General features: G+C 51.4%; 19 protein-coding genes. 8 read left to right on the top strand and 11 right to left on the bottom strand.

Annotation, left to right across the window (positions count from 1 at the left end; translation table 11 throughout):
* The first annotated feature begins 502 nt into the window (after positions 1–502).
* Positions 503–2,032 (top strand): histidine ammonia-lyase, encoded by a 1,530-nt coding sequence (gene hutH / locus JRI89_10970; protein MBW2071762.1) that lies wholly within the window; start codon positions 503–505, stop codon positions 2,030–2,032.
* 322 nt (positions 2,033–2,354) lie between these two features.
* Positions 2,355–3,179, top strand: a complete 825-nt coding sequence (locus tag JRI89_10965; GenBank protein MBW2071761.1) for an MBL fold metallo-hydrolase — start codon at positions 2,355–2,357, stop codon at positions 3,177–3,179.
* A 61-nt stretch (positions 3,180–3,240) separates the two neighbouring features.
* Here the strand turns inward: JRI89_10965 and JRI89_10960 are convergent, their stop codons facing one another.
* Positions 3,241–4,980, bottom strand: a complete 1,740-nt coding sequence (locus tag JRI89_10960; GenBank protein ID MBW2071760.1) for a trehalose-6-phosphate synthase — start codon at positions 4,978–4,980, stop codon at positions 3,241–3,243.
* A 122-nt stretch (positions 4,981–5,102) separates the two neighbouring features.
* Positions 5,103–5,876 carry a trehalose-phosphatase gene (otsB, locus tag JRI89_10955; GenBank protein MBW2071759.1) on the bottom strand — a complete coding sequence of 258 codons (774 nt, stop codon included), beginning with the start codon at positions 5,874–5,876 and terminating at the stop codon, positions 5,103–5,105.
* Positions 5,877–6,331: 455 nt separating this feature from the next.
* On the opposite strand from otsB, the gene JRI89_10950 reads away from it, so the two are divergent.
* Both JRI89_10950 and JRI89_10945 read left to right on the top strand, forming a co-directional pair.
* On the top strand, positions 6,332–6,982 hold the full coding sequence (locus tag JRI89_10950; protein ID MBW2071758.1) for a hypothetical protein: 651 nt from the start codon (positions 6,332–6,334) through the stop codon (positions 6,980–6,982).
* Positions 6,979–8,220, top strand: coding sequence for a glycosyltransferase (locus JRI89_10945; GenBank protein ID MBW2071757.1), 1,242 nt, complete (start codon positions 6,979–6,981; stop codon positions 8,218–8,220). The genes JRI89_10950 and JRI89_10945 overlap by 4 nt, the downstream gene beginning before the upstream one ends.
* Positions 8,221–8,337: 117 nt before the next feature.
* Here the strand turns inward: JRI89_10945 and bamA are convergent, their stop codons facing one another.
* From bamA to JRI89_10920, 5 genes are all read right to left on the bottom strand, one after another.
* Entirely contained in the window at positions 8,338–10,440 is a 2,103-nt protein-coding gene (gene bamA, locus JRI89_10940) for an outer membrane protein assembly factor BamA (protein ID MBW2071756.1), read from the bottom strand.
* Positions 10,441–10,495: 55 nt separating this feature from the next.
* Positions 10,496–14,863, bottom strand: coding sequence for a translocation/assembly module TamB domain-containing protein (locus tag JRI89_10935; GenBank protein MBW2071755.1), 4,368 nt, complete (start codon positions 14,861–14,863; stop codon positions 10,496–10,498).
* Positions 14,864–15,183: 320 nt separating this feature from the next.
* Positions 15,184–16,107 carry an anion permease gene (locus JRI89_10930; GenBank protein MBW2071754.1) on the bottom strand — a complete coding sequence of 308 codons (924 nt, stop codon included), beginning with the start codon at positions 16,105–16,107 and terminating at the stop codon, positions 15,184–15,186.
* 54 nt (positions 16,108–16,161) lie between these two features.
* Positions 16,162–16,794, bottom strand: a complete 633-nt coding sequence (locus JRI89_10925; GenBank protein ID MBW2071753.1) for a TIGR00153 family protein — start codon at positions 16,792–16,794, stop codon at positions 16,162–16,164.
* On the bottom strand, positions 16,781–17,185 hold the full coding sequence (locus JRI89_10920; GenBank protein ID MBW2071752.1) for a CBS domain-containing protein: 405 nt from the start codon (positions 17,183–17,185) through the stop codon (positions 16,781–16,783). Before JRI89_10920 ends, JRI89_10925 begins: the two co-directional genes overlap by 14 nt.
* A 461-nt stretch (positions 17,186–17,646) precedes the next feature.
* Between JRI89_10920 and JRI89_10915 the strand changes: the two genes are divergently transcribed.
* Positions 17,647–18,216, top strand: coding sequence for an NUDIX hydrolase (locus JRI89_10915; protein MBW2071751.1), 570 nt, complete (start codon positions 17,647–17,649; stop codon positions 18,214–18,216).
* Between the two features lie 32 nt (positions 18,217–18,248).
* Here JRI89_10915 and JRI89_10910 read toward each other — a convergent pair whose 3' ends face one another.
* A complete protein-coding gene (locus tag JRI89_10910; protein MBW2071750.1) occupies positions 18,249–18,923 on the bottom strand; it encodes a TIGR04282 family arsenosugar biosynthesis glycosyltransferase in 675 nt (224 codons plus the stop codon).
* 214 nt (positions 18,924–19,137) lie between these two features.
* On the opposite strand from JRI89_10910, the gene JRI89_10905 reads away from it, so the two are divergent.
* Complete coding sequence (locus JRI89_10905; protein MBW2071749.1) at positions 19,138–19,866, top strand: class I SAM-dependent methyltransferase; 729 nt, start codon at positions 19,138–19,140, stop codon at positions 19,864–19,866.
* A 3-nt stretch (positions 19,867–19,869) separates the two neighbouring features.
* On the opposite strand, the gene JRI89_10900 is transcribed toward JRI89_10905, so the two are convergent.
* Complete coding sequence (locus JRI89_10900) at positions 19,870–20,331, bottom strand: hypothetical protein (GenBank protein MBW2071748.1); 462 nt, start codon at positions 20,329–20,331, stop codon at positions 19,870–19,872.
* 21 nt (positions 20,332–20,352) lie between these two features.
* Between JRI89_10900 and JRI89_10895 the strand changes: the two genes are divergently transcribed.
* On the top strand, positions 20,353–22,602 hold the full coding sequence (locus JRI89_10895) for a sulfatase-like hydrolase/transferase (protein ID MBW2071747.1): 2,250 nt from the start codon (positions 20,353–20,355) through the stop codon (positions 22,600–22,602).
* 13 nt (positions 22,603–22,615) lie between these two features.
* Here JRI89_10895 and JRI89_10890 read toward each other — a convergent pair whose 3' ends face one another.
* Positions 22,616–23,020, bottom strand: coding sequence for a cytochrome P460 family protein (locus JRI89_10890; protein ID MBW2071746.1), 405 nt, complete (start codon positions 23,018–23,020; stop codon positions 22,616–22,618).
* 380 nt (positions 23,021–23,400) lie between these two features.
* Between JRI89_10890 and JRI89_10885 the strand changes: the two genes are divergently transcribed.
* Positions 23,401–24,117 (top strand): c-type cytochrome, encoded by a 717-nt coding sequence (locus JRI89_10885; protein MBW2071745.1) that lies wholly within the window; start codon positions 23,401–23,403, stop codon positions 24,115–24,117.
* A 49-nt stretch (positions 24,118–24,166) separates the two neighbouring features.
* Here the strand turns inward: JRI89_10885 and JRI89_10880 are convergent.
* The coding region (locus JRI89_10880; protein MBW2071744.1) for a c-type cytochrome at positions 24,167–25,350 on the bottom strand (1,184 nt) is incomplete at its 5' end.

The following is a 25,350-nucleotide window of genomic DNA, read 5'->3' as shown; positions in this document are numbered from 1 at the left end:
ACTTCTGCTACGCTAATTTCCATCTTCATTGGCGCTTCTCCTTTCTTTGAGGTTTTTTGGTCATTACCCTTTTAAAGGAAAAGCGCCTATTTTTCTACCCTGCTCAAATTCACACAAAAAATATTACACTACCAAAAAATCAAAAAAGAACTCACTCTGGCAGGGCATAATTGAAGGTCATCGAAGTTGCAGAAAGTAAGCCGCTCTATCCAGATCTCGCTTGTAAGTATTTTCTTCTTGATTTACAGGGAAATGGATTCGCAGTAGCTGTTCTTTGGGGTGACGAGAAGATGAACGTGACGGATAGGGTGCAATAGCACATTTGCAGGTTGTATAAGATGGGGAAGATCCTAGTTTGTGGCAAATGATAATCCAGTGAGAATTATTTCCTAAACCCATGGAAAGTGGTAGGTTGTGAGGAAGACGGGAAGGATTGGCGTACCTTAACCCGAAATACCAGCCTCTATTGAGGCGGTTGATCCTGGACATAAGTGAGGCGTAAATGCGGCAGATCACAATCGGCTTAGACCCCATAACCCTGGATGAGCTGGTGGCCATTGCCAGGCTGGGTGCCAGAGTGTCTTTGCACGGCGAGGCGCAGGAGAGAATTATCAAGGCCCGAGAGCTGGTTGAAAGATGGGTTCATGAAGGGCGCATCATCTATGGGGTTACCACCGGCTTCGGGGCTTTGAGTGACAGAGTCATCTCAAGGAAAGACACCAGAACCCTCCAGGAAAACATTCTCAAGAGTCATGCGGCTGGGGTGGGAGAGCTGCTGGATGAGGAGACGGTCAGGGCCGTTATGGCACTGCGTATCAAGGACCTGGCCCTTGGTCTTTCGGGAATCCGTCTGCATACGGTGCAGCGGCTCATCGATCTCCTCAACCTGGGGGTGTGCCCCGTCATTCCTGGGCAGGGTTCTGTGGGTGCAAGCGGGGACCTGGCTCCCCTGGCGCACCTTGGTCTGGTACTGATAGGTCTGGGAGAGGCATGGCACCAGGGTGAGAGAATCACTGGAGCAGAGGCTCTGAAAAGATGCGGCCTGGCACCCCTTCGACTGGAAGCTGCCGAGGGTCTTGCCCTTGTAAACGGCACTCAGGTGACAAATGCCATAGGCGGGCTTGCCCTTGTGGATGCCCTGAGGTTGGCAAAGATGGCTGATATCGCGGCAGCCATGAGTCTGGAAGTGCTCATGGGCAGCAGAACAGAATTCGACCCCAGGATTCACAATGCCAGGCCACATCCCGGACAGGCAGCTGCTGCCGAGAATATGCGAAATATTACCAGGAATAGTGAAATCATCTCCTCTCATAGAGACTGTTCCCGCGTCCAGGATGCCTACACTTTGCGATGTTCTCCCCAGGTGCATGGAGCCAGTAAGGATGCAATGGCCTATGTCAGGACAGTTGTGGAAACGGAAATGAATTCGTCCACTAACAATCCTCTCATTTTTCCGGATTCCGGAGAGTTCCTACTGGGCGGCAATTTTCATGGTCAACCTCTGGCGCTTGCCTTTGATTTTCTCTGTATGGCTGTGGCCGAGTTGGCCTGTATTTCGGAACGGCGCATCGAACGGCTGGTGAATCCTCAATTGAGCGGCCTGCCGGCATTTCTCGTGCAAAATGGCGGCATCAATTCCGGCTTCATGATAGCCCAGTACACCGCGGCCTCCCTGGTATCGGAGAACAAGGTGTTTTGCCACCCTGCCAGTGTGGATTCCATTCCTACTTCGGCCAACAAAGAGGATCACGTGTCCATGGCCCCAATTGCGGCGAGCAAATGCAAAGATATCGTCAGAAACACTGAGCGAGTCATTGCCATTGAACTTCTCTGTGCTGCCCAGGCCCTGGACCTGTTTACCAATATGAAGCCAGGCGAGGGTACTCTGGCAGCCTACCAGAGCATACGCTCCAAGGTGGCACATCTGGAAAGAGATCGGATTCTGTCTACTGACATCGAAACAGTTGTGCATCTCATCAAGAGCGAGACGATCCTGGCTCGTGTGGAACAAGCAGTGGGAAAGCTCAAATGACTCACCAGCGCCAGCTTTCCAACGGCCTAGATATTTGCCTGTATGAGAAAATACTTTAGCCGTATCTGCGAGTGGACCAATGCGCGCTAGGATGCTCGAATTGATGATTTAACTGCTTCAGGTTTCATTCAGGCTACATGCCCCTCCTTGACAGTGATCTCCTGGGTGTACTACTGTTTGGCATCTCGATTTTTACTTGTACTTTTGCAGACGCAGTAAAGATTTGGCTCCAGGTGGCAGTGGAGTTCTTGCCCGAAGCACTGAATTTGGTTCTCCATGTCTGAACCGTGGCCTTGGTGCTTGCAAAATGTGGGGGCGGAAAATGAAGGTTACTTTTTATGGCACTAGAGGATCTATTCCGGTACCCCACCCTGACTATGTGGAGTTCGGAGGAAATACTCCCTGCATCCTGGTGACGTTCAGCACGGGCAGAGTTGCTGTATTGGATGCGGGCACGGGAATTCGCAAGTTGGGAAACGATCTGTTGGCCGCAGCTCATGAGCAATACAACGAATTTGTCATCGGTCTATCACACACCCACTGGGATCACATTCAGGGTTTTCCTTTTTTCAAGCTGGCCAATGATCCCCGGCGGAACATTACCCTGGCCATCTGTGGCAAGGACAGGAGCACCAAGAGACTGGAGAACATCTTCGCCACCCAGATGCAAAGAGATTATTTTCCAGTACCCCTGGACAAGATTGGGGCCAGAATAAACTTCTGGCAGCCAGACTTTACAGAATATGTGCATCCCCGCGGCGTGGAGATAGTGGCTGCCAAACACAATCACCCAGGCGGTGCTTACGGCTACAGGCTGACGGAAGGGGGAAAAACTCTGGTCTACTGTACGGATGTGGAACACGGAGACAGCATAGACCCCAATGTGGTTGCCCTGGCACGCAATGCTGACCTACTTATCCACGATGCCCAGTACACCCCCGAGGAGTTGAAGGAAAGGAAAGGATGGGGACACAGTAGCTGGCAGCAGGCTGTGGATGTGGCTGAGCGAGCGGGTGTGAAACGCCTGGCTCTTTTTCACCACGACCCAGATCACCCTGATGCTTTCCTGCTGCAGATGGAGGCGGAGATTCAGAAGGACTACCCAGAGGTATTCGTTGCCAGAGAAGGCAGTGAGGTGATTTTGTAAGGCCTCTTGTCATCTGGTCGCGGTGCCTGGATTTCAAAGGATTGTGTCCACTTGCGTTGCTTCAGGGAATCCTTCTCGAGTGCAAGATTGCTTCTATATTTTGGGCTGCCCAGTCTTCGATCCTTCTTTCATTTTCCACGTAATTGATGACTTTTTCCGAAAGATGGCTGCCACTTTTCAGGGCTGCCATAATCTTTTCTCCCGCCTCTTTTGGCCTCATGGGGTTGATATAGATGATGCCGTCTCGCTGATCGAATCCTTTCTGTTTTAGGACTCGTGAGGCCCCGCACGCGCTCAAGACGAGAATGCCACGCCTGTCAGGATGGTTGTATTTTTGCGACAGGATGTATTCAAAGGCGACCAGGTTCATGCCATCTTCGAGAGGTGTGACGAGCATGACATCTATTTCTCTCATGAGGCGGTAGTTCTGTGGTGCGGTGATACCATCTGAAAGGTAAACGATAGGATCATTGCTGAATTTTCTGTTGAGCTTCTTCACCTGCTCTCGCAGAATAGCGTGCAGATTTTGATAGTCCGGATTTTCGGACCTGCTCGGTGAGGTGATTTGATAGAAGCGAGCATCTCTCAGGGAATTTCTCAATCTTATGAGGGCGTGGCTAAAAATGGACACTCTTTCCACAAGTCCCTTGGTATAATCACACCTGTCGAGCCCGCCAAAGATGTATCTTGCCGCTTTCTTGTCGGCAGTGATTTGGTTGGCGAGATTGTTGCCACCGATTTTGTAGGTCAACTCTTTCTCGGGGGTTACCTCAGAGAGGATCTTGTCCACATCGAGGCCAATCGGAAGAGCTCCAATGGTGGTGACGGAATCTTGATGGGCTACTTCGTAGAATTTTTCCATGATTCTTATTTCCACGGGAAACCATTCTTGGAGCGCCTCCAAATAGTTGTCGCAATACTCTTTGGTGTGAAAGCCAATGAAATCATTTGCAAGCATGCCCCAGATCAACTTCTGCAGTACGGTTTCTATAGTCTCCCCAAAGGGATCATATATGTGGGCCTTGATCCTGTTGCGCTTGTCTTCTCTGATGAGACCCTGGATTTCATGGATATTGAAAAAAGGAGTGTGAATGAACTGACCCACATGCATCTTTTCTCTTTCATCTTCAGGAATACCCTCTTCTTCCAGCAGTGCCTTGTAGACTTCGGCAATCTGCATGAGGTGGTAGTCCTGATTCCATATTACGATTCTTCTCTTCGGTGTTCTTTTTTCTCTACTTTTGCGAATCTCATCAATGATCGTGTTGGCAAAGGTGACATTGCTGCTGCTATATTGGACGAAGTCATTTTTTTCGAAATATGGGCGAGGAAATACTCGCGTCTTCTTATAAAATAGGGGTGACCTGGTGAGATGCATGAGCGGCCAAAGAAAACCATTGGCAAATTTACTGTAGTAGCTATGCATGTGTTTGGTATCAAAAAAGACAAATCTCATGTAGAAATCATACTCCTTATAGCGGAAGTGCATACGGGTTTCAGGATCTATTTCTATGTGCGGGAATTGGTCAGGGGCAAAGCGGTTTTTTTTCATGTGGTGAAACAATCCCGTATAGTGTCCCCTGGCAACATCGATGTCCCTGTCCCCCATAGAGGCGCCGATCCAGGTAGTTTCCCAACGGCCTGGTTTGAGAAGCCCCGCCATTGCCTGCACCAAGCCTCCTTCCCCGAAACTCAGCTCCTCAGGCTGTCTTCCCTCTTTCAGGCAGGCCTCAGCCTTTGCCAAGAAATCTTCGGAAAAGCTAAAAGGACCTCTATTGGAAACAATGACCAAGTTGCTCATATCACGTCCTCGGGCTTTATAGTTGTTCTACCTCTACTGTTTCTGCTGTTTGCGACATGCACTTTGCCCTGCGACGGGGTAATGAATGCTTAAGCAGATTGTCTGCCTGCCATATTCTCTTTTTACAGCCAATCAGCCAGAAACTGCAGCAGCTCTTCAGGTGGCTTGAGCCACAGGTCGGCCATAGTGGGACGAAGCTGTGGACGGACTAGTACCGCGATCCCCTTCCCTTTCACTGCTTCGAATGCATCCTCATCCGTCACATCATCTCCCAGGTAGGCTGCAACAACATCTTGACTCATTTCCTGAAGAACAGTTCTGACAGCATCTCCCTTGTTTCGAGCAGGAGCTCGCAGTTCGAGACCTCCATCAAATTCTTTCAAAGCAAGACCCCAGGCCTCGGCAATCATTGACCATTTTGGTTCCACTTTTTTTCGCAGGGCAGCAATTTCCTTTTCGGATAAACCCCGCCAGTGAAGGGCAAGGGATCCAGGCTTTTTCTCACAGCGCTTTGCAAGTGATACGGTTACTATCCAGTCGTGAGCAGCTACCAGTCCTTCGAGTACATTTTCAGGGAGGGGCGCAATTTCGTAGGATCCATCCCCACGCAAACGTTCCAGTCCGTGGGAACCCCAGATCTCTGGCTGAGCTTCGAGTTGCAAGAGCGGAAGCAAATCTTTCGTCCACCTTCCTGAAACCACCACCAATCGGGTATTCGGTATTTGTATGATCCTGTTGAGCATTGGGCGCACACCGGGGTATGGTTGGGCCTTGGCGGCCTCCACCTGAAAAGGAGCAAGCGTGCCGTCATAGTCGAGGAAAAGAGCGTTTTCGGAAGCTTGTTGCTTCCGCTGGTGGAAAAGTTTTAGATCCGCATCCGGGTTGAGAACTTGCATCGTACTGACGATTTCCTGCAATCTGCGAACTCAGTTGAGCCTTACAGAATGGGGAGTATTTTCCGGTGACATTATCAGGTGTCCTGCTCTTATTTCATAACAGATGGATAGACAGAGAGTCTGAAATCGGTCCCAAGACCGGTTGTCTGACATTACTGCTGGAGAGGTAGGGGTGGCAAATTGATCAAGATTGATTTGAAGCGTGGCTTGAAGTGGTGGCCCCTTTGACCAATTCTCAACAGCGGTTGCTCCTGTTGTCAAGTGGAAATTCTTCATCACTACTATTATTTACTTTGAACGGCCCCACAATGTCAAATTGCAATTCTGCTTTCCCATAGTTCACTATCTTGGCACAGGTGGTGCAAGTCATTCATGTACATGCTCATACTCGCGATTTGACCAAGGGGGGGTGATTTAGTATCTTGTCAAAAACCTTGGAAAAAGGAAAAGAGTTCATGATCGATCCTTTCGCAGTAAAGGACTGTGCTCTCATTGCCATTGCCACCGGCGAACGCGCCCAGAATCTAAGAGAACTGCGGGATCGTCTCGAGACAACAGCGAGAGCCTGCATTTATTATCATTTCTGGGGAGGTTTGCTGAGGCCTAGTTTCGATGATCCCGAGTATCAGAATGATTTTGCCGCCTGGGCGTATCACGGTCTGCACGACAATGCCCTGGCTGAGAGACTCGCTCTTATAGACCCCATGGATTTTGAGGACCTGGAAGGATTGCGTCGTGAGTTGATAGAGTTGATTGAAGAGCGGCTTGATGAGAACCAGTGGGTCCCATGGGCGAAAGCCGACCAGCAGTTTCATTTTATTAGATCGCAAATTGTGGTGCTCGATACCAGGATACGGATCAGCGAACCAGAAAAACTCAGAGAGCTGGTGCCGCAACTGACGGTGAGCAGTGTATTTTATCATTTCATTGACGCACGCCGTCGAACTATTTACAAAAGTGACGATTTCAGCGAGTGGCTCAAGGGGTTCGGAGATCGCTATGGCCCGTTGCTCGAGCATCTCAGAAACGTGGACCCCTACTTCAAGCCCCTCAATGAACTTCGCTCTCAGCTCGGCAAGATATTCGAGGAGTATTTCGCCAGATGACAACCGAATTGCTCGACCAGTACGCAGCTGTGGTTGGCGAAGATGTGATTAACCACCTGCGCCAGCTTGCCGAACCTCTGCAAGGGATAAAGGTGGTCCATGTGAACTCCACCAGGCAGGGTGGAGGAGTCGCCGAGATTCTCAACCGGATGATTCCGCTAAAAGAGGAGCTCGGTTTGCTGCCGAGTTGGGAAGTGATCGTTGGAGATGCAGACTTTTACCAGTGCACCAAGTTCATGCACAACACTCTGCAGGGAAACAAGCATGACATCTCTCCGGGACTTTTACAGCATTATGAAGAAACGAATGGTTATAACGCCGAGAGGCTTCGTGGACATCTTGAGGAGGCGGATATCGTCTTCATTCATGATCCTCAGCCAGCACCATTTCTCCAGCTGTGTCCTCAGAGGAAAGGCAAATGGATCTGGCGCTGCCACATAGATGTGAGTCATCCCTATCGCCCGGTATGGAAGTACTTGCGCAGCTTTGTGGAACCTTACGATGCCAGTATCTGGTCCCTGGCGGAATTCGCCCAACCATTGCGCCACCCACTCTATCTCATTCCGCCCAGTATCGACCCATTGAGCAAAAAAAACATAGAACTGAGCGACAGAGAACTTTATGAGGTGCGAAGCAGATTCGGTCTGGATCCAGACCGCCCTCTGGTGGTACAGGTTTCCCGCTTCGATCGCTTTAAAGACCCACTAGGGGTCATCCAGGCTTACAGACTGGCGAACACATTTGTGCCGCTGCAGTTGGTTCTGGCTGGAGGCGGCGCCACTGATGATCCTGAAGGGGAGCAAGTCCTGGCAGAGGTACAGGCAGCAGCAGAGGGTGACCCTGACATCCACGTATTGCTCCTGCCTCCTGACTCCTATCGCACAATCAACGCCTTGCAAAGAATTGCGGATATTGTAGTACAGAAATCGACCAGGGAGGGTTTCGGCCTTACGGTCACAGAAGCAATGTGGAAAGGAAAACCTGTAATTGGTGGAGACGTAGGGGGCATCCGTTTGCAGGTGATCAACCACCACACTGGCTTTCTTGTCAATACTCCTGAGGGCGCAGCCCTGCGTATTAGATATTTGCTCACTCACAGGGAAAAATTGGTGGAAATGGGACACAAGGCCAGACAGTTTGTCAGGGACAATTTCCTCATCACTCGTCACCTGCGCGAGTACCTGACCCTCATGCTGGCAATTCTCTGGGACATGGAAGAAAGAATAGAGCTCTCGTAGATGAGATGAAACAGAATTTGCTTACTGTCTTTTAACTTAACTGCCCTTAGATATCTCTTGAGGGAATGGCCCAGTCCTCAAGAGATGTTCGGCAGTATAGTGCATATGCATTTTGCATCAAAAGGCCATTCCCACACTGAAATGAATGACGTATGAATCCTCGTTGCGCTTTCGGTCTCGGTCCGGATTGAAGGCGAAGTCGAGGCGCGCCGGTCCCACCGGCAGCAGATACTGCAAGCCAAAACCAACTGCGGCGCGGAATCCAGCAAAGAAGTCGTCAAGCGTATCAGAGATAACGTCGGAGCGATGCTTGTAGGGTGGCTTTCCCTGCTCCCGGCGAGTGCGGTTGGGCGAGACATTGCCGTAGTCGAAGAAGAGTGAGCCAACGAGATTGCCTTTGATTCGCTGGCGCAATTCAATGTTGAATACATTGAAGCCATAGCCGCCTGCTGGATCTCCTGAAGAGTCATGGGGGCCAAGTTTGGCTTCTTTGAAGCTGCGCACCGTGTTTTCACCACCGTTGAAAAAACGCTCGGCAACTGGCACCGTGACCTGATCTCGACCTGGGATGAGTAGACCCGAGGTGTAGCGAAGGCCCAGGACAGTGACTTCGGTCAAGCGGAAGAACAGCCGACTGCCAGCAGTGAGCCTGCTGAAATTGATATCACTTCCCAGATTCTTCTCAGCCTGCTCCAGGGAGGCAAATAACCGATGGCCCGTGGTAGGAAAGAACAGGTCGTTTCTGGTGTCGTAGGTGGCCTGGATCTTGAGGCTGGCAAAATCGTAGTTGTTGTCTTCGTCTTCATCCTTGTCCTTGTTGTCTGTATTTGAAACGTCTGTCTTGCGGATTACATATCCCATGGTAGTGGTCAAGTTGCTGGTCAGATTCCTGGTCAGGGTGAAGGAGGAGCCGATATCTTCCCTGGTAAAAGATGGTTCGATACGGTGGTTGTAAAAGGCACTCAATGTGGCCAGGATATTGGTATTCAAGAAGAAAGGGTCTGAGATGTTTGTCACCAGGGTCTGGGCTTTCTGGGACCCAGTTGCTTCTGAGCCGAAAGTCCGTCCGCTACCAAATAGATTTTTCTCCCTAAATCCCAGGCGCAGCCGCAATCTTTCGTAGGAGCCCCAGCCTGGCTCGAAATAGAGCTCTTTCGAGTGGACTTCTTCTACAGTCACTAGCAGCACCCGTTTATCAGGCTCGTTGGTTTCTTGTAGTTTTAAATCGACTCTGGAGAATATCCCGGTTCTATAAAGATTGCGGAAGCTTTCTTTTCTCTTGTTCAGATTGTAGAGGGAGCCGGCTTTGAACATGAGCCGCTTGCGAATGAAGCTTGCCCGGGTTCGGACATTGCCGTGAATTTCAATTTTGACTATGGTCACCAGCGGTCCGCTTTTTATGATGACATCTAGGGCAACCCGACCAGCTGTTGTTGATGGCTTCCTGTCAATAGTGATCACCGCATCTGGATAGCCAAGGTTGCCGTAGATCTCCAGAATCCTGGTTTGCAGCAACAATTTTTGTCTGTTGAAATATGGCTGGCCGATCATATCCTGCTGCAGTTTAGCCAGGTCATTTTTGGCTCCGGCAAGCACATCACCCAGAAATTTTATACGGTGGATCTTGTACTGCACTCCTTCCTGGATGGCGATGGTGATATCCACCTTGCTTTGATCCTCGCTGAATTCATACTCGGGATCTGCAACCTTTGCCTCGAGATAGCCTTGCGAATGGTAGAACTGGCGAATGCTGGCCACTGCGTTCTCCACTTCTGAGCGAACAAAAAGGTGCTCCTTCTTGCCTAGAAGCCCGGCTCTGCTTCCTTCAAAAAATTGCAAAAGTGTTTGCTGATCGACGGCTTTGTTGCCGACGAAGGCGATATTTGCAATGATGACTCGGGGACCCTCTGAAATGATAAAGGTCGCTCTAGTTGTGTTTTTCTCCTGGTGCAGTTCATAGTCGACCCTGGCAAAGGCATATCCTGCCTGTCGATAGGCAATTTCCATTTGAAAGGCGGCGTCATCAATGTCTGAACGTCTGTGGCCCCGGGTGGCGAATGCCTGGAGTTCGGCGGCCGCTGCCCGTTGGAGTTCACTGTCGCTCAAGACTTTGTTGCCGCTGAACACTATTTCATAGTTATTGGAGCTGCCTGCGGAAGTACCGTTTTTTGCCGCTGCTTTGCCGCTCAGGTGCAGGACAAGAGAAAGTGAAACCATCATCAGCAGCCACCGGCAAGAAACATGATAAATTCGGGGGGGGCCTGCCGCTCTTCGTTCAACGGAATCGAAAAACAATCTTCACCCCTGTGTTGAAGTAATCAAAGGCGTCTCTTTCTCCAGTCAGATACACGCTGTCCCTTTTGCCCAGTACATTGTCGGCGATTCGAAATTGAGCTTGAATGGTTTCCTCGCCCCGCTGGCTCACCTGACGACCGATTTCCACATCGAAGCGGTCAAGAATGAACTCCTCTGCTTCTTCCGAATCGCCGCCGAACAACTGCGATATCAAGTCCCTGCCAAGGAATACGGCCACCTTCATATGTTGACCACCTCTGCCCTGTCGGCCGGCTGATGTCTTCGGGGCTTGGCCGGCAAGCAGCAGCATGAGCAGATCTTCATCCGGCAAAGGAGGGACCGAGGAGAGAGTGACCACAGGTTCATCATAGGGCCCTTCGATTACTGCAGTGATGTCGTAGCCCAGCATGCTCGCTTTACCCAGGAGATCGAGTTTCGGGCGATCCGGGTCACTCGGTTCGAATGTGATGAGCCCGGATTCGAGGGTCAGCCTGCCAGCCGGCAGGTAGAGGCGAGTGGGCTCCAGGTAGATTTTGCCCGAGAGCAATGGGAGTTCACCTGTTCCTGAAAGGACCAGATCAGGTCTGACCGCACCTCTGGCGAGATTATTGCGAATCTTGAAGGGTTTTCGGGCAGTGAGCCTGACTTTGAACACCATGTTGTTGAAGGGAGGATCTTTTATAGAAAACAACTGCATTCCTCCGGTGGTAGATAGTTTTCCCGGAGCTGATATTCCTCCAATCACTCCAAAATTCCTGGAAAAACGGCCGTCCGTAACAGCAACCTCGCCCAGGAGCTGCAGCCTCTCCAGGGGACCCTTCAGGTTCAGCTTTGTATCGGCGCGCAGCCGCAAGCTCTCATTGCGGAACAACAAGAGGTCTTTGCCTGCAAGGGTCAGACTGGTTTCAGCTTTCGAACTGCTTGTTAGATTGAAATTTCCCTTCAGCGTGAAAGCAGAGCCTCCCAGTTCACCACTGAACGACTGCAGTCGCACCTGTTCCGGGGTGATCTCAGCCTCCACATTCAGGGACTGCAAAGAAGGCATGTCGAAATCGAAGGATAGTTCGCCGTTGGTCAATTTGACGAGTGCTGCCACCTCGGGAGCCTCGACCGGGCCTCGCAGCGATCCTTGCACTAGCAAGGTGCCAGCCGTTCTGCGCAGCCCTTTGCTTTCTCTGGCAAGCCAGTTGAGATTTGCCGCTTCCAGGGAGCCATTTATCTCCAACCGCCCCTCGAGTTGTCGATTCTCAGCTGAGAGCATGTCGATCACAGAAGGAACATCTGACCATTCTCCAGAAACCTCTGCCTTCAGGTCAGGCGATTTGAACTGCACCGCTTCGAGAACCAACCGTTGGCCTTCGAGGCTGGCTCTGGCAAGGAGGTCGTAAGGTCCGGGAGGCAACATGGGGATATTTTGCGGTCTGCTCAGATTGTCTGCCTGCAGGTCGAGCTTTCCCTCGAGGTCACGCCAGGTGCCGGCCAGATTCAGAGCGCACTGGATTTTTCCACTGTTTAGGGGGTATTCGGGAAGGAGGAAATTCAACGTTCTGACATCGTTGATTTGCAACTGTGCTCTCAGCTTCAGCGGACCGCTGCTGAACAGGCTCGGGCCGAAGGGGTCTAAAGGTATATCGCCCTCGACAGAGATCTGTTGTGCTTTCTCACTGCTCCAGGCAAATTCTATGATCTTCAAGGTTCTGTCCTGGTAGGTGATATTGAACCTGCCGGAAAGTGGCGAGTCCATGTTTCGGGCATTGACATAGTCGGCTTTGCCTTTGGCAGAGACCAGTAGCGATCTGTTTGTGCCTGACAGATGGAAATCGATGTCGAGACCACGGAAACTGATTTGCTGGGTCAGCCACTCTGCCAACCAGCCGCTGCTTTGCAAATTGACTCCGTTGATTGTCAAATCGGACTGGCTGTCGGGGTCGAAGTTGCCGAAAACAGTCAATTGGCCCATGGCACCGGCGAGGGCCACCTTCTCAAAAAAGACCGCACCATTGCTGTACAAGCGAAACTGTGTTGGCTCTGTAAGTTCCAGCAAAGTTTCCTCATTGCTCAGAGAAGCGTGCTCCAGCTTACAGGTGAATTGCGTGTCTGAGGAGTTGCGCTGAATACTGCCAGCCAATGCCAGCTGGGCAGCAGAGGAGCTGAAGGCGGCCTCTTCAATGCGGAGGGTGCGACCAGAGCTTCGCAGTCGAAGGACACCGCTGTCTATATGATGATTGTCGCTTATCTGCAGATTCTCCAGGTGAATATCTAGACGACCCTCTGGTTCCAGTAGAGGACCGTTTGCCTGCAGCTTGCCGCTCAAAGCGCCGGAAACCAGCGAATTTTCCTGGAACCAGGGCTCGAGGTAGGCGCCAACATTGGCAAGGTCAAAGGTGAGATTGACGTCCTCCAGTTGGCGGGAATCAAGGATTAGAGAGCCGCTCGCAGCCAGGCTATCCTCGCCATTTCTAGCTATTGTCGACGCTAGAGTCACCTTGTCAGCAGCCAATCGCAGGTCCAGGTCCAGATCGCCCAAGAGAGTTTTTGCCACCTGCAGGTCCCGGAGTGTCAAATTCAAGGTGCCTTCAGGATGAGCGTATGGACCGGAAAGGGCAACAGCCCCCCTGAGACTGCCGTGTATCTCGCGAATCTTGTCGGCTTGGCGCGGCCACAGCAGCGCAAACTGACGCGTGTATGGATGCAAGTCTTCTATGATCAATCGAAGGCGCAAGCCATCGAGCCTTTTCTCAGCCAGGTTGACGGTACCATGTGCCTCTGCCAGATCTTCTTCTCGCTGCAATATGGCGGAGTCAATGTGCAGCCCCTGAGAATTGGCCCGGACCTGTAACTTCAAGTCGCCATAGCTCATATTGCCATAGGTGAGCGCCTCGGCAGTGATTTCGGCCTTGCCCTGGGGGGCGGCCAGGGTTCCTTTGATTTGCAGCTGGCCGTGGACAGATCCTCCCAGTGAAGGCAAAGTGAATATTTGGTTTAGAATTCCGAGGTTCGTGACAGCAAGGCGAAGGTCAACAGCAATCATTGCATCTGGAAAGCGTTGCTTGCTGGTTGGCAGTCTCAGCTGCAGCGATTGCAGCAGAAGTCTGTCGTTGTCGATTGCAAAACTTCCTTCAGGGATCACAAGCAAACCATTATCGATTGCTCCATGTAAACGCAAACTATGAGCAGGGACTGGTTGGACGGCTGCTTGCAGGCTTACCCCGGCCAGTGTAAGCAGAGGAGGGATGTCGCTGCACTGCATGGACCAGTGAGCCTCGAGATATTGCAACATTGTAAACAAATTGCCTCTGAAAACCGCTGCAGTTGGCAGGGAAGCGGAGGATATCGCCAATTGGTTGGCTCCGGTTGCCAGGATCAAGTCTTTGAGAAGCAACATGCCCTTTTCAGCCTCCAGATGAAATGCCAGCTGGTCAATGGGAAGTTGTTTAATCTTGCCTGCCTTCAGCAGAATAGACATGCGGCCATGCACCCTGGCTAGATTGTCCAGAGGCAGGGTGAGTTGCCCTGCGAGCGCCAGACGTCCCCCAAAAGGAGGGATGGGAGCAGCAAGGAGAGCGGAGATCTGTGATAAGACGATGCCGTCACCCTGCAGTCGAATATGGACCATGTCTCCGGCCAAACGGCCAGATGTTTGTAGCTGGCCTCTGGCCAGATGCAAACGCGCCTGGAAGGGCAGTAGCGCAGGAAGACCTGTCAGATCAACCGTCGCTGATTCCACGACCTGTTGTCCTCCCAGATCAAAATAGTTGATGGTAAATTGGCCACGCGAGTAGCGCATTTCCGCACGCAGCTCAGTTGAACCTGGACGCAGATTTGGCTGTTTCCAGGACCATTGTGCTATGCGAAGTTTGATGAGAGTGGTATCGGGGGCCTGCTGACCGGTGGTCAGGGAAATTCCCGCAAAACTCGTGCTGAAATCCTTCCCTGCAATGCGGAGAAAACTATTGTGGATTCGCACTGTGGGCAATGCTGCAGGCAGGAACAACTTGCTCGATGACAGCTCACTCTTGCCGCGGTTAGCATGCTTCTGCAGATCAATTGCCACTGAAGCACCTTCCAACTCGATGCTGGCAGTGGCCAGAAAGCAAGAGAACCCCTGCACCAGGTCTACAAGATGGTAGCTGAGCTTCAAACGCTGCCATTCGAGAGACGAGACTGGACCTTTGCCAGTTTGCGCAACTGTGGCTACATTGCGGAGTTCCACATTTGATAAATAACTGCCTGACAGATCGCCGATAGAAACCTGCAGTCCAAGGTTTGCAGCAATGGTTCGTTCAAGCAATGCTTTTAGATGGGGTTCGATCAGGACCCCGCGAAAGACATAAAGTAGTGTCAACATGAGGAGACCGATTAAGGCCAGGCAAAAAAACCATTTTTTGACTTTGCGGCTAACCACATTCACTACAAACAATTCTCCCTCGATGACAATCCTAGATCTTGGTATCGAGGTAAAATAGTATGATAGCCTCCTAAAGGCAACCTGGTCTGGATATCTGGAGGACTACTTGGGCGAGCCTGTGGAGATGGCCAGGATATGTGCAGGGCAACCGCTTTCGTTGCCTGCCGGGATAGTGCTGGCTGTTGATGGCACTGTACCTGAGCAACTGCCGTATAAGCCCTCCGGGGACTTACAAGGGCTTAGGCTTGCAGCAAAACTTGCTAGCCGATGAAGTGGAGGAAGAGAATGGTCAGCAGGCAGGCAATCAGCGGGGTGAATAGCCATCCTAAGGCGATCTTGATGAGCATGGAAGTGCTCAGGGTTCTAGAATCTCTCACAAGCCCCACACCGACCACCGCCCCAACAATCGCCTGAGAGGAACTCACCGGGACTCCCACCTGAGTAAAGAGGTGAAGGGTAAAGGCTTCGGCAAGCACAGTAACAAGAGCCGAGAAGGGATCGAGAGGAGCGATGCTCTTACCAATGGTGACCATGACCTTTTTGCTGTAAGTGAGGACACCCGCAGCGATGCTGGCACCGCCAATCCAGAGAGCCTGCTTGGTGGAGAGAACGCCGGCGCCGACGTAGACGGCGGTGACATTAGCCACATTGTTGCCCCCTAAAGAATAGGCGCCGTAGCAGCCGGCGACAACGATCCCCAGTGCATAAAAGTAATTTCTTCCCGTGATGCTCGTTATGGTGCGGTCGATCCCATAACTCAGAGCTTTGTAGATTACGAAGCTGAAAATAATGCCCCCTACAGGTGTGAGGACCCAGCAAAGGACGATCTTGTAGAGCATCAAGAAATCAGCAGTGCCCGAGAGAAGCCCGGCAGCAGTCACAGCCCCAATAATTGCCTGTGAGGTTGAGGCGGGCAAGGATAGATAGGTGAGAAAAGAGATGGTGAGAGCTGCAGCGAGGGCGCAGTAAAAGGCATCCAGAGGTAACAGCAGGGACAGCTCTTCCACGGTCTCCATACCCTTTTGACCTTCAATGAGGGCTCCGCACAGAACGAAAAAAGCGGTCAAAAGAATGGCAGTCCGATACTTGATGAGGCCGGTGAGAACTCCAGTGCCGAATACGTTGGCAGAGTCGTTGGCGCCCAGGCTCCATCCCAAGAAAGCACCACTCAAGACCTTCCACATGCCTACACCGTCCAGCACACCTGATTCGAGTGAAAAGGGAATACGAGCCTGAGGTTAGCGCATGCTCACGCTGATGATCTGCAAGTGATCGGTGGCATCTTCAATGATATCGCTCACCTCGGTGAGCCCAGAGAGAAAGTGCGACAGCACTTGCCCTTCCCAGAAGTTTCCTATGTCTACTTTACGAGCGGTTCGAAAGAGCTCGAACTTGATGTCGTCTATCTTTTTCTCGTAAATTCGAATAGCCAGCGCCTTTTCCCTGAGATTTTCTCCTCTGAGCATGGCGTCGAAAGTAAGCAGGAGCATCTTGCACATTTCAGTGTTGAGAAAAGCTACTCTGACGCATTCATCCCGTATTGATTCAGGGATCGTGGCATCAAGACAATTGAGTGAAGTGTCCTTCAACACATCGAAGACGTCATCGATAATCTCAACAAATCTGCACAGGTCCGGCCTAAGATACGGCAGGAAGGCGCCCTCGTAGATTTTGGAAATTATTTCTCTCCTGATGGAATCTCCCTCGCGTTCCAGATCGGCAATACTTCTCATGAGATGTTTGTTATTTTTCTCTAAAGCTTCTCGGAAGGCTTCGATGGCGGAGCAAAGGAGACAGATGTGTTCTCGAATGCTCTGCACCACCACTTTTTCTTTCTTGTTGTGAGACAGGAATTCTCTAAGAAACGTCATTTCCTCTTGCCCTCATGATCAGTGCTGCGGCCATAATGTCCATCATGGAAACAACTCCAATGATTTTACGATCATCACAGACAAAAACCCGGGCAACTCTCGATTTTTCCATGAGCGTAGCAGCATCGTCCAGCACCATGTCTTTGTGAATGCATACGAGCGGCTTGGAGGCAATTTGACCAATCTTTACTGTTTTCGGGTTTCTCTCCTGGGCAAGCACCTTGCCTACGATGTCTCTGGCTGTTACCACACCATAGTCAAAATTCTTCTCGTCGAACTGCACCACAAGTGAACGAATTCTTCTGTCCACCATGCGCTCTATGGCCTCGTATACACTACGCTCTGATCCTATGTATTGAACTTTTGTGGTCATGAATTCATAAACTCTCATTGTTTCCTCCAGAAAGTACGCTATAGTCTGCCAGCCTAAACGCCTGCCATGTGATGCACAGTCCGTTGACAATGCCTTTCACTGCAAGAACTGTGCACCCACTTGCTGGCGAGTCCGTGATGGCAGGCTGCAAGCGCCGGTCATTTCCCTGTGGTCCAAGTCTCGCGGTATCAGATCAGGCAAAAAGCAAGCTAGAGGAGAATAACAGTGGGAAACAGCACTAGGCAAGAAAATATTTGCCAGTCTGTGGCAGAGTTCACTTGTTGCTGACACCTGCTGGTTGGCTACTGGGCAATTGTCTGCACGGTGGTCAGATTGTGGTGTCTTGTTATTCAGCCTGTAATGCATCAAAATGGCAGGTAACGTTGCCTTGTAGTTGATCTTTGCTTGCACATTGGCTAACAAGAAGCTGAGGTATTTGCCGTTCAATTCTAGACTTGCAATTGTCATTGGAGACTACTATGGAACCAAAAGCCTGGAAGACCCTTTCTCGCAGGCTGATTTATGAAAATCCTTGGATGCGGTTGCACGAAGACGTGGTAGCATTGCCTGATGGCGGTCGGACAATTTATGGTGTGGTTGTCTTTGGAGATTGTGTAGGCGTGCTTCCTTTTGTGGACAAAGACAATGTTCTTCTAGTGCGGCAGTATCGATATGTGCAGAAAGAGGGCCATCGCTGGGAGATGCCGACAGGCGGTGTGAACGACGGGGAAGACTGGGAGCAGGCGGCACAGCGGGAACTGGCAGAAGAAGCTGGATTTCGGGCACGGAGGTTGACCCACATCTGCAGCTACTATACATCAAAATGTATCTGTGACGAAACAGCCCATCTTTATGTCGGCGAAGATCTGGTGCCTGCAGAGGCCAGGCCGGATGAGACCGAATTTTTGCAGAGGCGGATTTTTCCGTTCGAAGAGGCATTGCAGATGGCCTTGCATGGAGAGATCAGAGACAGCATGACCCTGCTGGCACTGATGCTTGCCTCTCGAAGACGCCAGGCTGAGGCTGGATCTCGGCGTGAGAGGCCATGATAGCCGTAGTGGCAATACTCTCCAGTCGTGGCTCATGAGGTTCCCTGCTTTGAGGGAAGACGTTGAAGAAAGGCGGCAGTGTGGGGCGCCAGGGACGGCTGTTGCTGCAGTTCTCTCTGCAGTCTTTTCAGGTCTGCTTCCACGTCCACGTCATACCACTCGGGCAATTTGTGAACCTTCAGGCCGAGTCCTGCGCACACTGCCAGTGTTTGCGGTATCACCAGGCTGGTGCTCCATGAGATATCCTGGAACAGAGTGTGATGAAATCTTTTCATGCCAATGAGATAATAGCCGCCGTCGTGTCCAATTCCCAGGGTAATGTGTGCATGGTCCAGGCAGGAAAAAGCTTCCACGATACGATCTCGTGGAAGTGTGGGACCATCGCTGTTCATAATGACAACCCGCTGGTATCCCAGATCGAAATGATGGGATAAGACATTGGCCAGCCGTTCTCCCAGATTTTTCCCTGTTTGCGGCAGCAGATTGAAATCGGCAGATACAAGTTTGCGAAAGTAGGAGAAGGCTTCAGCAGGAGTGTAAGCCAGGCTATGATCAGCTGTATGAATAGTGGCCGCGAGGGCCAGGGTATCCTGCATCATACAACGATACAGTTCGGCTGCCTCGACTGGCGTGAGAGGTGGGCAGAGGCGAGTCTTGGTGAACCCGGGCACGGGTTGCTTGGCCACAACGATCAGGACATCTTCCATAGGCGCCGCTCGAAGTAACAAGGCTTCATGGATTTTTCTCTACTTTAAATCCAAGAACGACTACAGTACTATCCTAATAACTCTGAGTTGGAGGTGGTCACAGTGATTCTCGGAAACTGTCGACTGCTTGTCAAAGAAGACTGAGACTTTTATTAAAACATATATCCGGAAAACTTTCATTCTTTGCTGCTCGTCAATAGGAAAGGGATGAAAAATGACATCTGTGCAGCAACATTATGAGACCTTTCTTGCGGATCATTATACGTGGATGTGTGGCGACTATGATGCCAGGGTCAGGGAAAATAGGATATTTTTTGAAGAGTTGGCTCTCCATCCTCACTCAGGAGGCAAGGCGATTGATCTAGGGTGTGGTTCGGGATTTCAATCGATTGCCCTGGCGGAGCTTGGCTTCAAAGTGGTAGCCGTTGATCAAAATGAACGCTTGCTAGCCGAAGTGAGGACCCGCAGCAGGGATCTCTCCATTGAGACGATTGCCGGAGATATTCTGAACCAGGAAATCTATCGCCGCCGGGGTCGTTTTGAAGTGGCAGTGTGTATGGGAGATACCTTGACTCATCTGCAGTCGTGGCAAGAGATAGAAAATCTGTTCAAAAATGTGCACAAGGTCATGGAAGATGGTGGCAGATTTGTCCTTTCGTTTCGTGATCTTACCAAAAAACTGGTGGGATTGGCTCGTATAGTACCGCTTCGACTCGATGACGACAAGTTGATGGCCACCTTTCTAGAATACGACAGAGAGTTCGTGAACGTCCACGATATGCTGTTTGTCAAAAAGGAGAGAGGTTGGGAGTTCAAAGCCAGCAGTTATTGCAAACTGCGTATAGGCCTGGTGCAAGTGACAGAGCAGCTGGAGCAGACAGGATTTCAGACTGGTAGTATGCTGGTGAAAGGCGGCTTGCATTATGTAGAAGCTCGTAAATAGATGTCATTCCGCCCGTGTTACTCTCCGCGAAGGCCTAGCTATTCCATATTCCTTCTTGAATGAGTTGCCATTAGTATGAGTACTCCTCCGGCTGACAGATCTCCAGTTAAGTTTCAATCTGGCCTCCGAGACTTTTTTTTCGGACCTTGGCCGACTTTCGCAGGAGCACTGCTGCTGGTCGTGCTCGTCGCTCTTTACTCCGCCAGCCACAGTGAGCTGGGCAGCCAGATTTCTTCCGGTGAGAGTCCGTTCTTCTCCTGGCTGCACATGCACTTGCCAGAGCTCCTCTGGTTGGGGTTTTCTTATGTTGCCCTGGAGCAGCTCTTCCAGTTTTGCCGGGCAAGATCCAGCTCGAGTATTCTGTTTCTCGCGCAGAAAACGCTGACAGCTGGCGCACTGTTCAGCCTGTTTGTTCTGCTGTTGGCTCTTTGCCGCAGCCTGAATGCGCTCGTGGCATGGGGGCACCTGCTTCTCCAGCTATCTCTAATGCTTCAGGTTCTTCTGGCTCTAGTTGCAGAAGACCTTGCCGGGCCAAATGGGGCCTCGGGCATTTTCGCCGGGCTGAGAAAAGGTTTTTTGCCTTTTTTTGTTTTCCTGTTCTTGATTGCTGCCATTGTTGGTTATCTGGACCCATCGTGGCAAAGACTCCAGGACCAGATTCGCCTGGTTACAGTTATGGAGACTGCCCTGTGGTATATTTTGCCCCCTCTGCTTTCAGGTGTGAGCAGTTGCTGGCTTGGCGTGGCGATTCTGGTTGTAGTTTCTGTCTTTGCTGGACTGTGGAAAAGGACCACGGCTGAGCCAGTTAGCCGCTCTCTCGTGTCACTTCTGCCTTTTGTTGCCATCTCCTGCCTCTATGTTGGCTTGTTCTTCTGGGCGCTCGTCAGTGCAATCAATTGGCAGTTGACCAGGCTCGGACTGGTAAGCAGTATTGTGCCGCTCTTTCTTGTGGCGGTTGCTGGCTACAGTGCCCTCAGTTATGCTGCCTTTGGCAGACTGATCCAGCAGATACCACCATCAGCGCAGCCAGGCCTGATAGAACTGGTGACCCTTTCCCAAGGGGTAGTGTTTTTTTTGCCTTTTGTACGGATGCCAATTTTTTCAGACCATCGCCGGATTGTCTGGTGGACTATCCTGATGCTCTCTCTGGCGGGTAGTCTTATGTTGATGGGGCTTCTCCTCTACGGTAATCTGTTCAACCCATGGTTTACTGTTTTTTCGGTACTGAAAGGCACCCTCTTGAAAGTTGCTGCTATAACAGCAGCTGGAACCCTCTCTTTGATCTACAAGTCGGCATATGCATCCCGAAAAAAGGCGTTCAGTGGCAGAAATGCGCTGGTACCGTTGGCGGCGTTGTGTGTGGCGACTTTCTTTCCTTTTGCGGTCCTGGAAAAATACCCCGAGACCAAAGGCGCTATTTTGCAGTTCAGGGAGTTGGCCAGAGTGGATGCTATTTATGCCAGAAATCTGGCAGCTGCTGTGGATGTCGGACATTGGATCAGATTAGGACAAGATCCCGCGCAACTGCAAGCCCCCGACCCCTGGCCGCATCCCTGGACCTTGAAAAAAGTGGCGCCATCTTTACTCCCCAGGAATTTCAATCTTGTGGTGATAGTGGTGGATGGTTTGCGTGGCGATGCTTTTCACTCTGCCGGCTATCCACGCAATCTTACTCCTTTTCTGGATAACTGGGCTGAGAGTGAAGCCATTTCTTTTCGGCGCGCCTACAGCCAGGGAGGCGGCACCTTTGCAGCATTTCCCTTCATGGTGGCCGGCAGGAGTCGCTTTGCTCTCTATGGACCGCATCTTTACAAGGAAAATGTATACTTCAAGCTGGCCAGGGCTGAGAATATCAACAGAGCAATGGTGGTAAGAGACTTCGGACCAAGGTTCATATTCCCGCCCAACTATCCCGTCATTGAACTGGGGGGTAACCGTTCAGGAGAAAATTGGCGATCTGTTCCTGCAGACGAAGTATTTCATTGGGCTGAAGAGGCTATAGATTCTCTGGCAGCAGAGGAGAGGTTCCTCTGTTTCCTCCATTTAATGGACGTGCACAACGACCTGTGGAAAAAAGAGGATGGCCTCGATTTCGGCAACAGCCCCAGGGATCTTTACGACAATAATGTGTCATATGTTGACCGCTCCTTTGCCCGCTTCATCCATTGGCTCGAAAATAAAGGGATCTATGAACGCACGGTCATCCTGCTTACCTCGGACCACGGAGAACAGTTCTGGGAACATGGAGCCAGCCTTCACGGCCATACCCTGTACGAAGAAGAACTGCGAATTCCCCTAATCCTGTTGACTCACACGATGCGAGCAAGAGTAGAAGATGTTCCTGTGGTTGCTGCCGACATGGTTCCCACCATTGTGGAACTGGCTGGCTACTCTCTGTCTCCGCCTTTTGAGGACCCACACATGGGCATCTCTCTTGTTCCTTTGCTTTTGGGACAGGAGCGGCAGCGATACCTGAACCGTGATGTGGTGGGCCGGGCTTCATTCAAGCGGCGCTATTTTTTCTATCATAATTGGCAGTGGAAACTGGTGTACTTTCCGGAGTTCGATGTGCTGCAGCTCTTCAATATTGTTGCTGACCCGCAGGAGAAAAAGAATCTGCTCCAGGAAGAACCTCAGGTGGCAGCTGAGCTGGAAAGGGAGCTCCTGGGGTACCTGAAAAGGGTGGAGAGAAAATCTTATCGGCCCCTGCTCAGCTCGGCCTGGGATGACAGGTGAGCGCCTCCAGCAACTACTTTGTGGGAAATGCAGTGAAAACAAGATCGCCGGTCAGAGAAAATGCCGTCTGGTGGCATTGGTGGCAGGCGGCTGCCCCACCCGGCATAGGCACCCTCTTTCCCTGAGCATTGAAGCGCTGATAGCACCACTCACCGGCAAAGAGTGTCTGTTGAGGAAAGAGGCGGTCAGCTGGCTGAAATTTGCGGCTGCAGTCAATTGCAAGAGGGGCCTGCTCGAGGGAAAGGGCCCCATCTCCTTTGAATGTCTCCAGCACGAGGATAGTGCCAACCGGCCAGATCCTTAAAGTGGAGCCGTCAGAAGGGCTGGCTGGAGAGGGAGAGGTGTGCTGGAGGTCCCGCACTCTGTAGTATACCCTGGCGCTCTGGTTTGTGAAAAATCTGCGAGTCCTTACTTTCACAGAGTGCCATCCTGGAAGAGGTTTCCCTTGCGGAGTACGGTAACGGGGCAGGGGAAAAGATCTGTTCAGGTATCGGTAAGACCAGTGAACAATCTGCTGCGGCGCTCGCAACAGGCGAAACTGCCTGATCTGCAGAAAGTCCGTTGGCAAGTTGTTACTCTGCCCGCAAAGACTGTTTTGTGGTGTAGAGGCTGCACAGAGGACAGTCAATGCGGTGAGGATGCCTAGGATGAAACGTAAAGGTGCCATTCTGTTAAGCAGATTTTCTTGGATTTTTTTATACTTGACCACAGCAATGCGCTCGGCATAAGGTTACACAGTCCCAGTCCCAGTCCTTCAGTTGGCGATTTCTGAGCGTCACCAGAGCAAGGGAGGCCGACATGATGGAGTTTCTCTACCAGAGTCTGGCGAGAATTGGCTACACTCATCCAATCCATCCGCCCCTGACTCATGTGCCTGTGGGTATGGTCATGGGGGCCTTTCTCTTTGGTCTGGGAGCATGGGCCTTGCGGCGCTCGAATCTTGCCATCACCTCCCGCTACTGTGCCATACTGGCGCTGCTCGGTGTTTTCCCCACAGTGCTCCTGGGCTACCTGGACTGGCAGCACTACTATGCCGGCGCCTGGATATTTCCCATAAAAATGAAGCTGGGGTTAGCGGCATTTCTCCTTATACTTCTCTTGCTGGCAGTATCCCGAAGGCCGAAACGAGACAGAGTCTCCACTGGAATTCTGCTGATTTACTTTCTCTGTCTGCTCACGGTAGCTGCCCTGGGATACTACGGTGGAGAACTGGTATTTGGTACGAGCAAAGGAGTCATCGCGGATGAAGCTCCAGACAACGGGGTGGATGCGGCCCAGTTCACCACCCATTGCGCTTCATGTCATCCAAAAGGTGGAAACATTTTCAAAGCTAATCTTCCTCTGCACAATGCACCGCAACTGGCAGACTTCAAAAAATTTCTTCGCTACCTTCGCCAGCCCAGGGCAAGGGATGGCTCCACCACTCTCATGCCCCCTTTCTCTGCCAGCAAACTTTCTGAAAAAGAGGCGAAGGAAATCTATGATTATACTGTCAGGGCATTGAACAAGCGTTGAACAGCAATAGTGTAATTTCCCCCCAGTGCTGGAACAGGAGATCCCTCTCTCAGAGGGTTTTCAAGTATTCAGCGAGAGACTGTATATCTTCCTCCTTCAGCTGGGAAAAGGGAGGCATTCCCCCTCCCCCTTCCCTGATTTGCCTCACTATGGCAGTCTCACTCACGGGCTTGCCATTGCTCAGCACCTTCCGCTGAAACAGACCGAGCAGGCCGGGACCCACCTTGCGCTCCTCAGTGTCTGCGAAGTGGCACACCGCACAGTTTTGCTGAAAAATTGCAGCGCCGGACGGTGGAGTTTTGTCGTTGTTGAGCTTGGTGAATAGCCACATGCCTTTTCTCCCGGAAGCAGGAAATCGAAATGGGCCCTTGAGTTGCACGCCTCTCTCTGTGCACTGCAAGGCCAGATCGGCTGTGCCTTCTTCTCTGTGGTAGACAAAAGTGATCAGCACCCTGCCATTTTTTTTCAAGACATCCTTGATGGTCAAAGTGCCCTCCAATTGCTCACCAGTAAAGCGGTCTGGTCCAACAGTGCGAAAGTGATAGGTCTTGTCGAAGTTGGACTTCCAGATGCCTGGGATTTCGCAACGGAGTGGCTCCGGGTTCGTCGCAGGCGGGCGGTATATGGACTGATTTAGGCCATTATAAATGACGCCATTGCTGCACTGGTGGTCGGCGGCCACGAAGAACCAGTTGCTCTTGTCAACAGTTTCGAGTTTCCCCTCTATCTCAGGAGAAAGATATTCGCCTTCAGGGAAGGCCGCCTTCTTGTCCGCAAGATCTCCAGCGGTCGGCAAGAGACGATAGCTCCTGTGATGTCGTGCGTCTATGGCCAACACCTGAGGGCCGAGATTGTGATTGTCGTCTTTGACTGTCAGGCGCAGGCGAAAGTATTTACCCGCCATGTCCTCAAAGTGTATATTGGAGAGCTGGGGGTCGTCCGCAGCATTGCCGTCCAGGGGGAGCACCACCGGAATAACGTTTTCCTGGTTTTCTTCTACGGTAATCTGCAGAGGAAAGTAGAGGTAGCCCTGGCTGTACACATGCAAGCCCCAGGGGCCGCCAGTTGGAAGAGGAATCTTGAAACGTCCGTCTCGTCCAATTATGCCGCCGACCTTGAAATTGTTGTTGTGCAATTCTCCCTGTTCAAGTGCTACAACTCCGCTTGCCACCACCATGCCATCGGAAGTGATCACCGTGCCAGAGACAATAGTCTCTGCCCGGATTGGAGAAG

The organism is Deltaproteobacteria bacterium (assembly GCA_019309045.1).
Lineage (GTDB): Bacteria > Desulfobacterota > Syntrophobacteria > BM002 > BM002 > JAFDGZ01.
The sequence above is the reverse complement of the archived record's forward strand: the minus strand, read 5'-3'. Positions and strand labels throughout refer to the sequence as shown.

Excerpts from the sequence above, each read along its gene's own strand:
- hutH (MBW2071762.1), top strand. The coding sequence starts at position 503 with ATGCGGCAGATCACAATCGGCTTAGACCCCATAACCCTGGATGAGCTG.
- JRI89_10965 (MBW2071761.1), top strand. The coding sequence starts at position 2,355 with ATGAAGGTTACTTTTTATGGCACTAGAGGATCTATTCCGGTACCCCAC.
- JRI89_10960 (MBW2071760.1), bottom strand. The coding sequence starts at position 4,980 with ATGAGCAACTTGGTCATTGTTTCCAATAGAGGTCCTTTTAGCTTTTCC.
- otsB (MBW2071759.1), bottom strand. The coding sequence starts at position 5,876 with ATGCAAGTTCTCAACCCGGATGCGGATCTAAAACTTTTCCACCAGCGG.
- JRI89_10950 (MBW2071758.1), top strand. The coding sequence starts at position 6,332 with ATGATCGATCCTTTCGCAGTAAAGGACTGTGCTCTCATTGCCATTGCC.
- JRI89_10945 (MBW2071757.1), top strand. The coding sequence starts at position 6,979 with ATGACAACCGAATTGCTCGACCAGTACGCAGCTGTGGTTGGCGAAGAT.
- bamA (MBW2071756.1), bottom strand. The coding sequence starts at position 10,440 with ATGATGGTTTCACTTTCTCTTGTCCTGCACCTGAGCGGCAAAGCAGCG.
- JRI89_10935 (MBW2071755.1), bottom strand. The coding sequence starts at position 14,863 with ATGTTGACACTACTTTATGTCTTTCGCGGGGTCCTGATCGAACCCCAT.
- JRI89_10930 (MBW2071754.1), bottom strand. The coding sequence starts at position 16,107 with ATGTGGAAGGTCTTGAGTGGTGCTTTCTTGGGATGGAGCCTGGGCGCC.
- JRI89_10925 (MBW2071753.1), bottom strand. The coding sequence starts at position 16,794 with ATGACGTTTCTTAGAGAATTCCTGTCTCACAACAAGAAAGAAAAAGTG.
- JRI89_10920 (MBW2071752.1), bottom strand. The coding sequence starts at position 17,185 with ATGAGAGTTTATGAATTCATGACCACAAAAGTTCAATACATAGGATCA.
- JRI89_10915 (MBW2071751.1), top strand. The coding sequence starts at position 17,647 with ATGGAACCAAAAGCCTGGAAGACCCTTTCTCGCAGGCTGATTTATGAA.
- JRI89_10910 (MBW2071750.1), bottom strand. The coding sequence starts at position 18,923 with ATGGAAGATGTCCTGATCGTTGTGGCCAAGCAACCCGTGCCCGGGTTC.
- JRI89_10905 (MBW2071749.1), top strand. The coding sequence starts at position 19,138 with ATGACATCTGTGCAGCAACATTATGAGACCTTTCTTGCGGATCATTAT.
- JRI89_10895 (MBW2071747.1), top strand. The coding sequence starts at position 20,353 with ATGCTTCAGGTTCTTCTGGCTCTAGTTGCAGAAGACCTTGCCGGGCCA.
- JRI89_10885 (MBW2071745.1), top strand. The coding sequence starts at position 23,401 with ATGATGGAGTTTCTCTACCAGAGTCTGGCGAGAATTGGCTACACTCAT.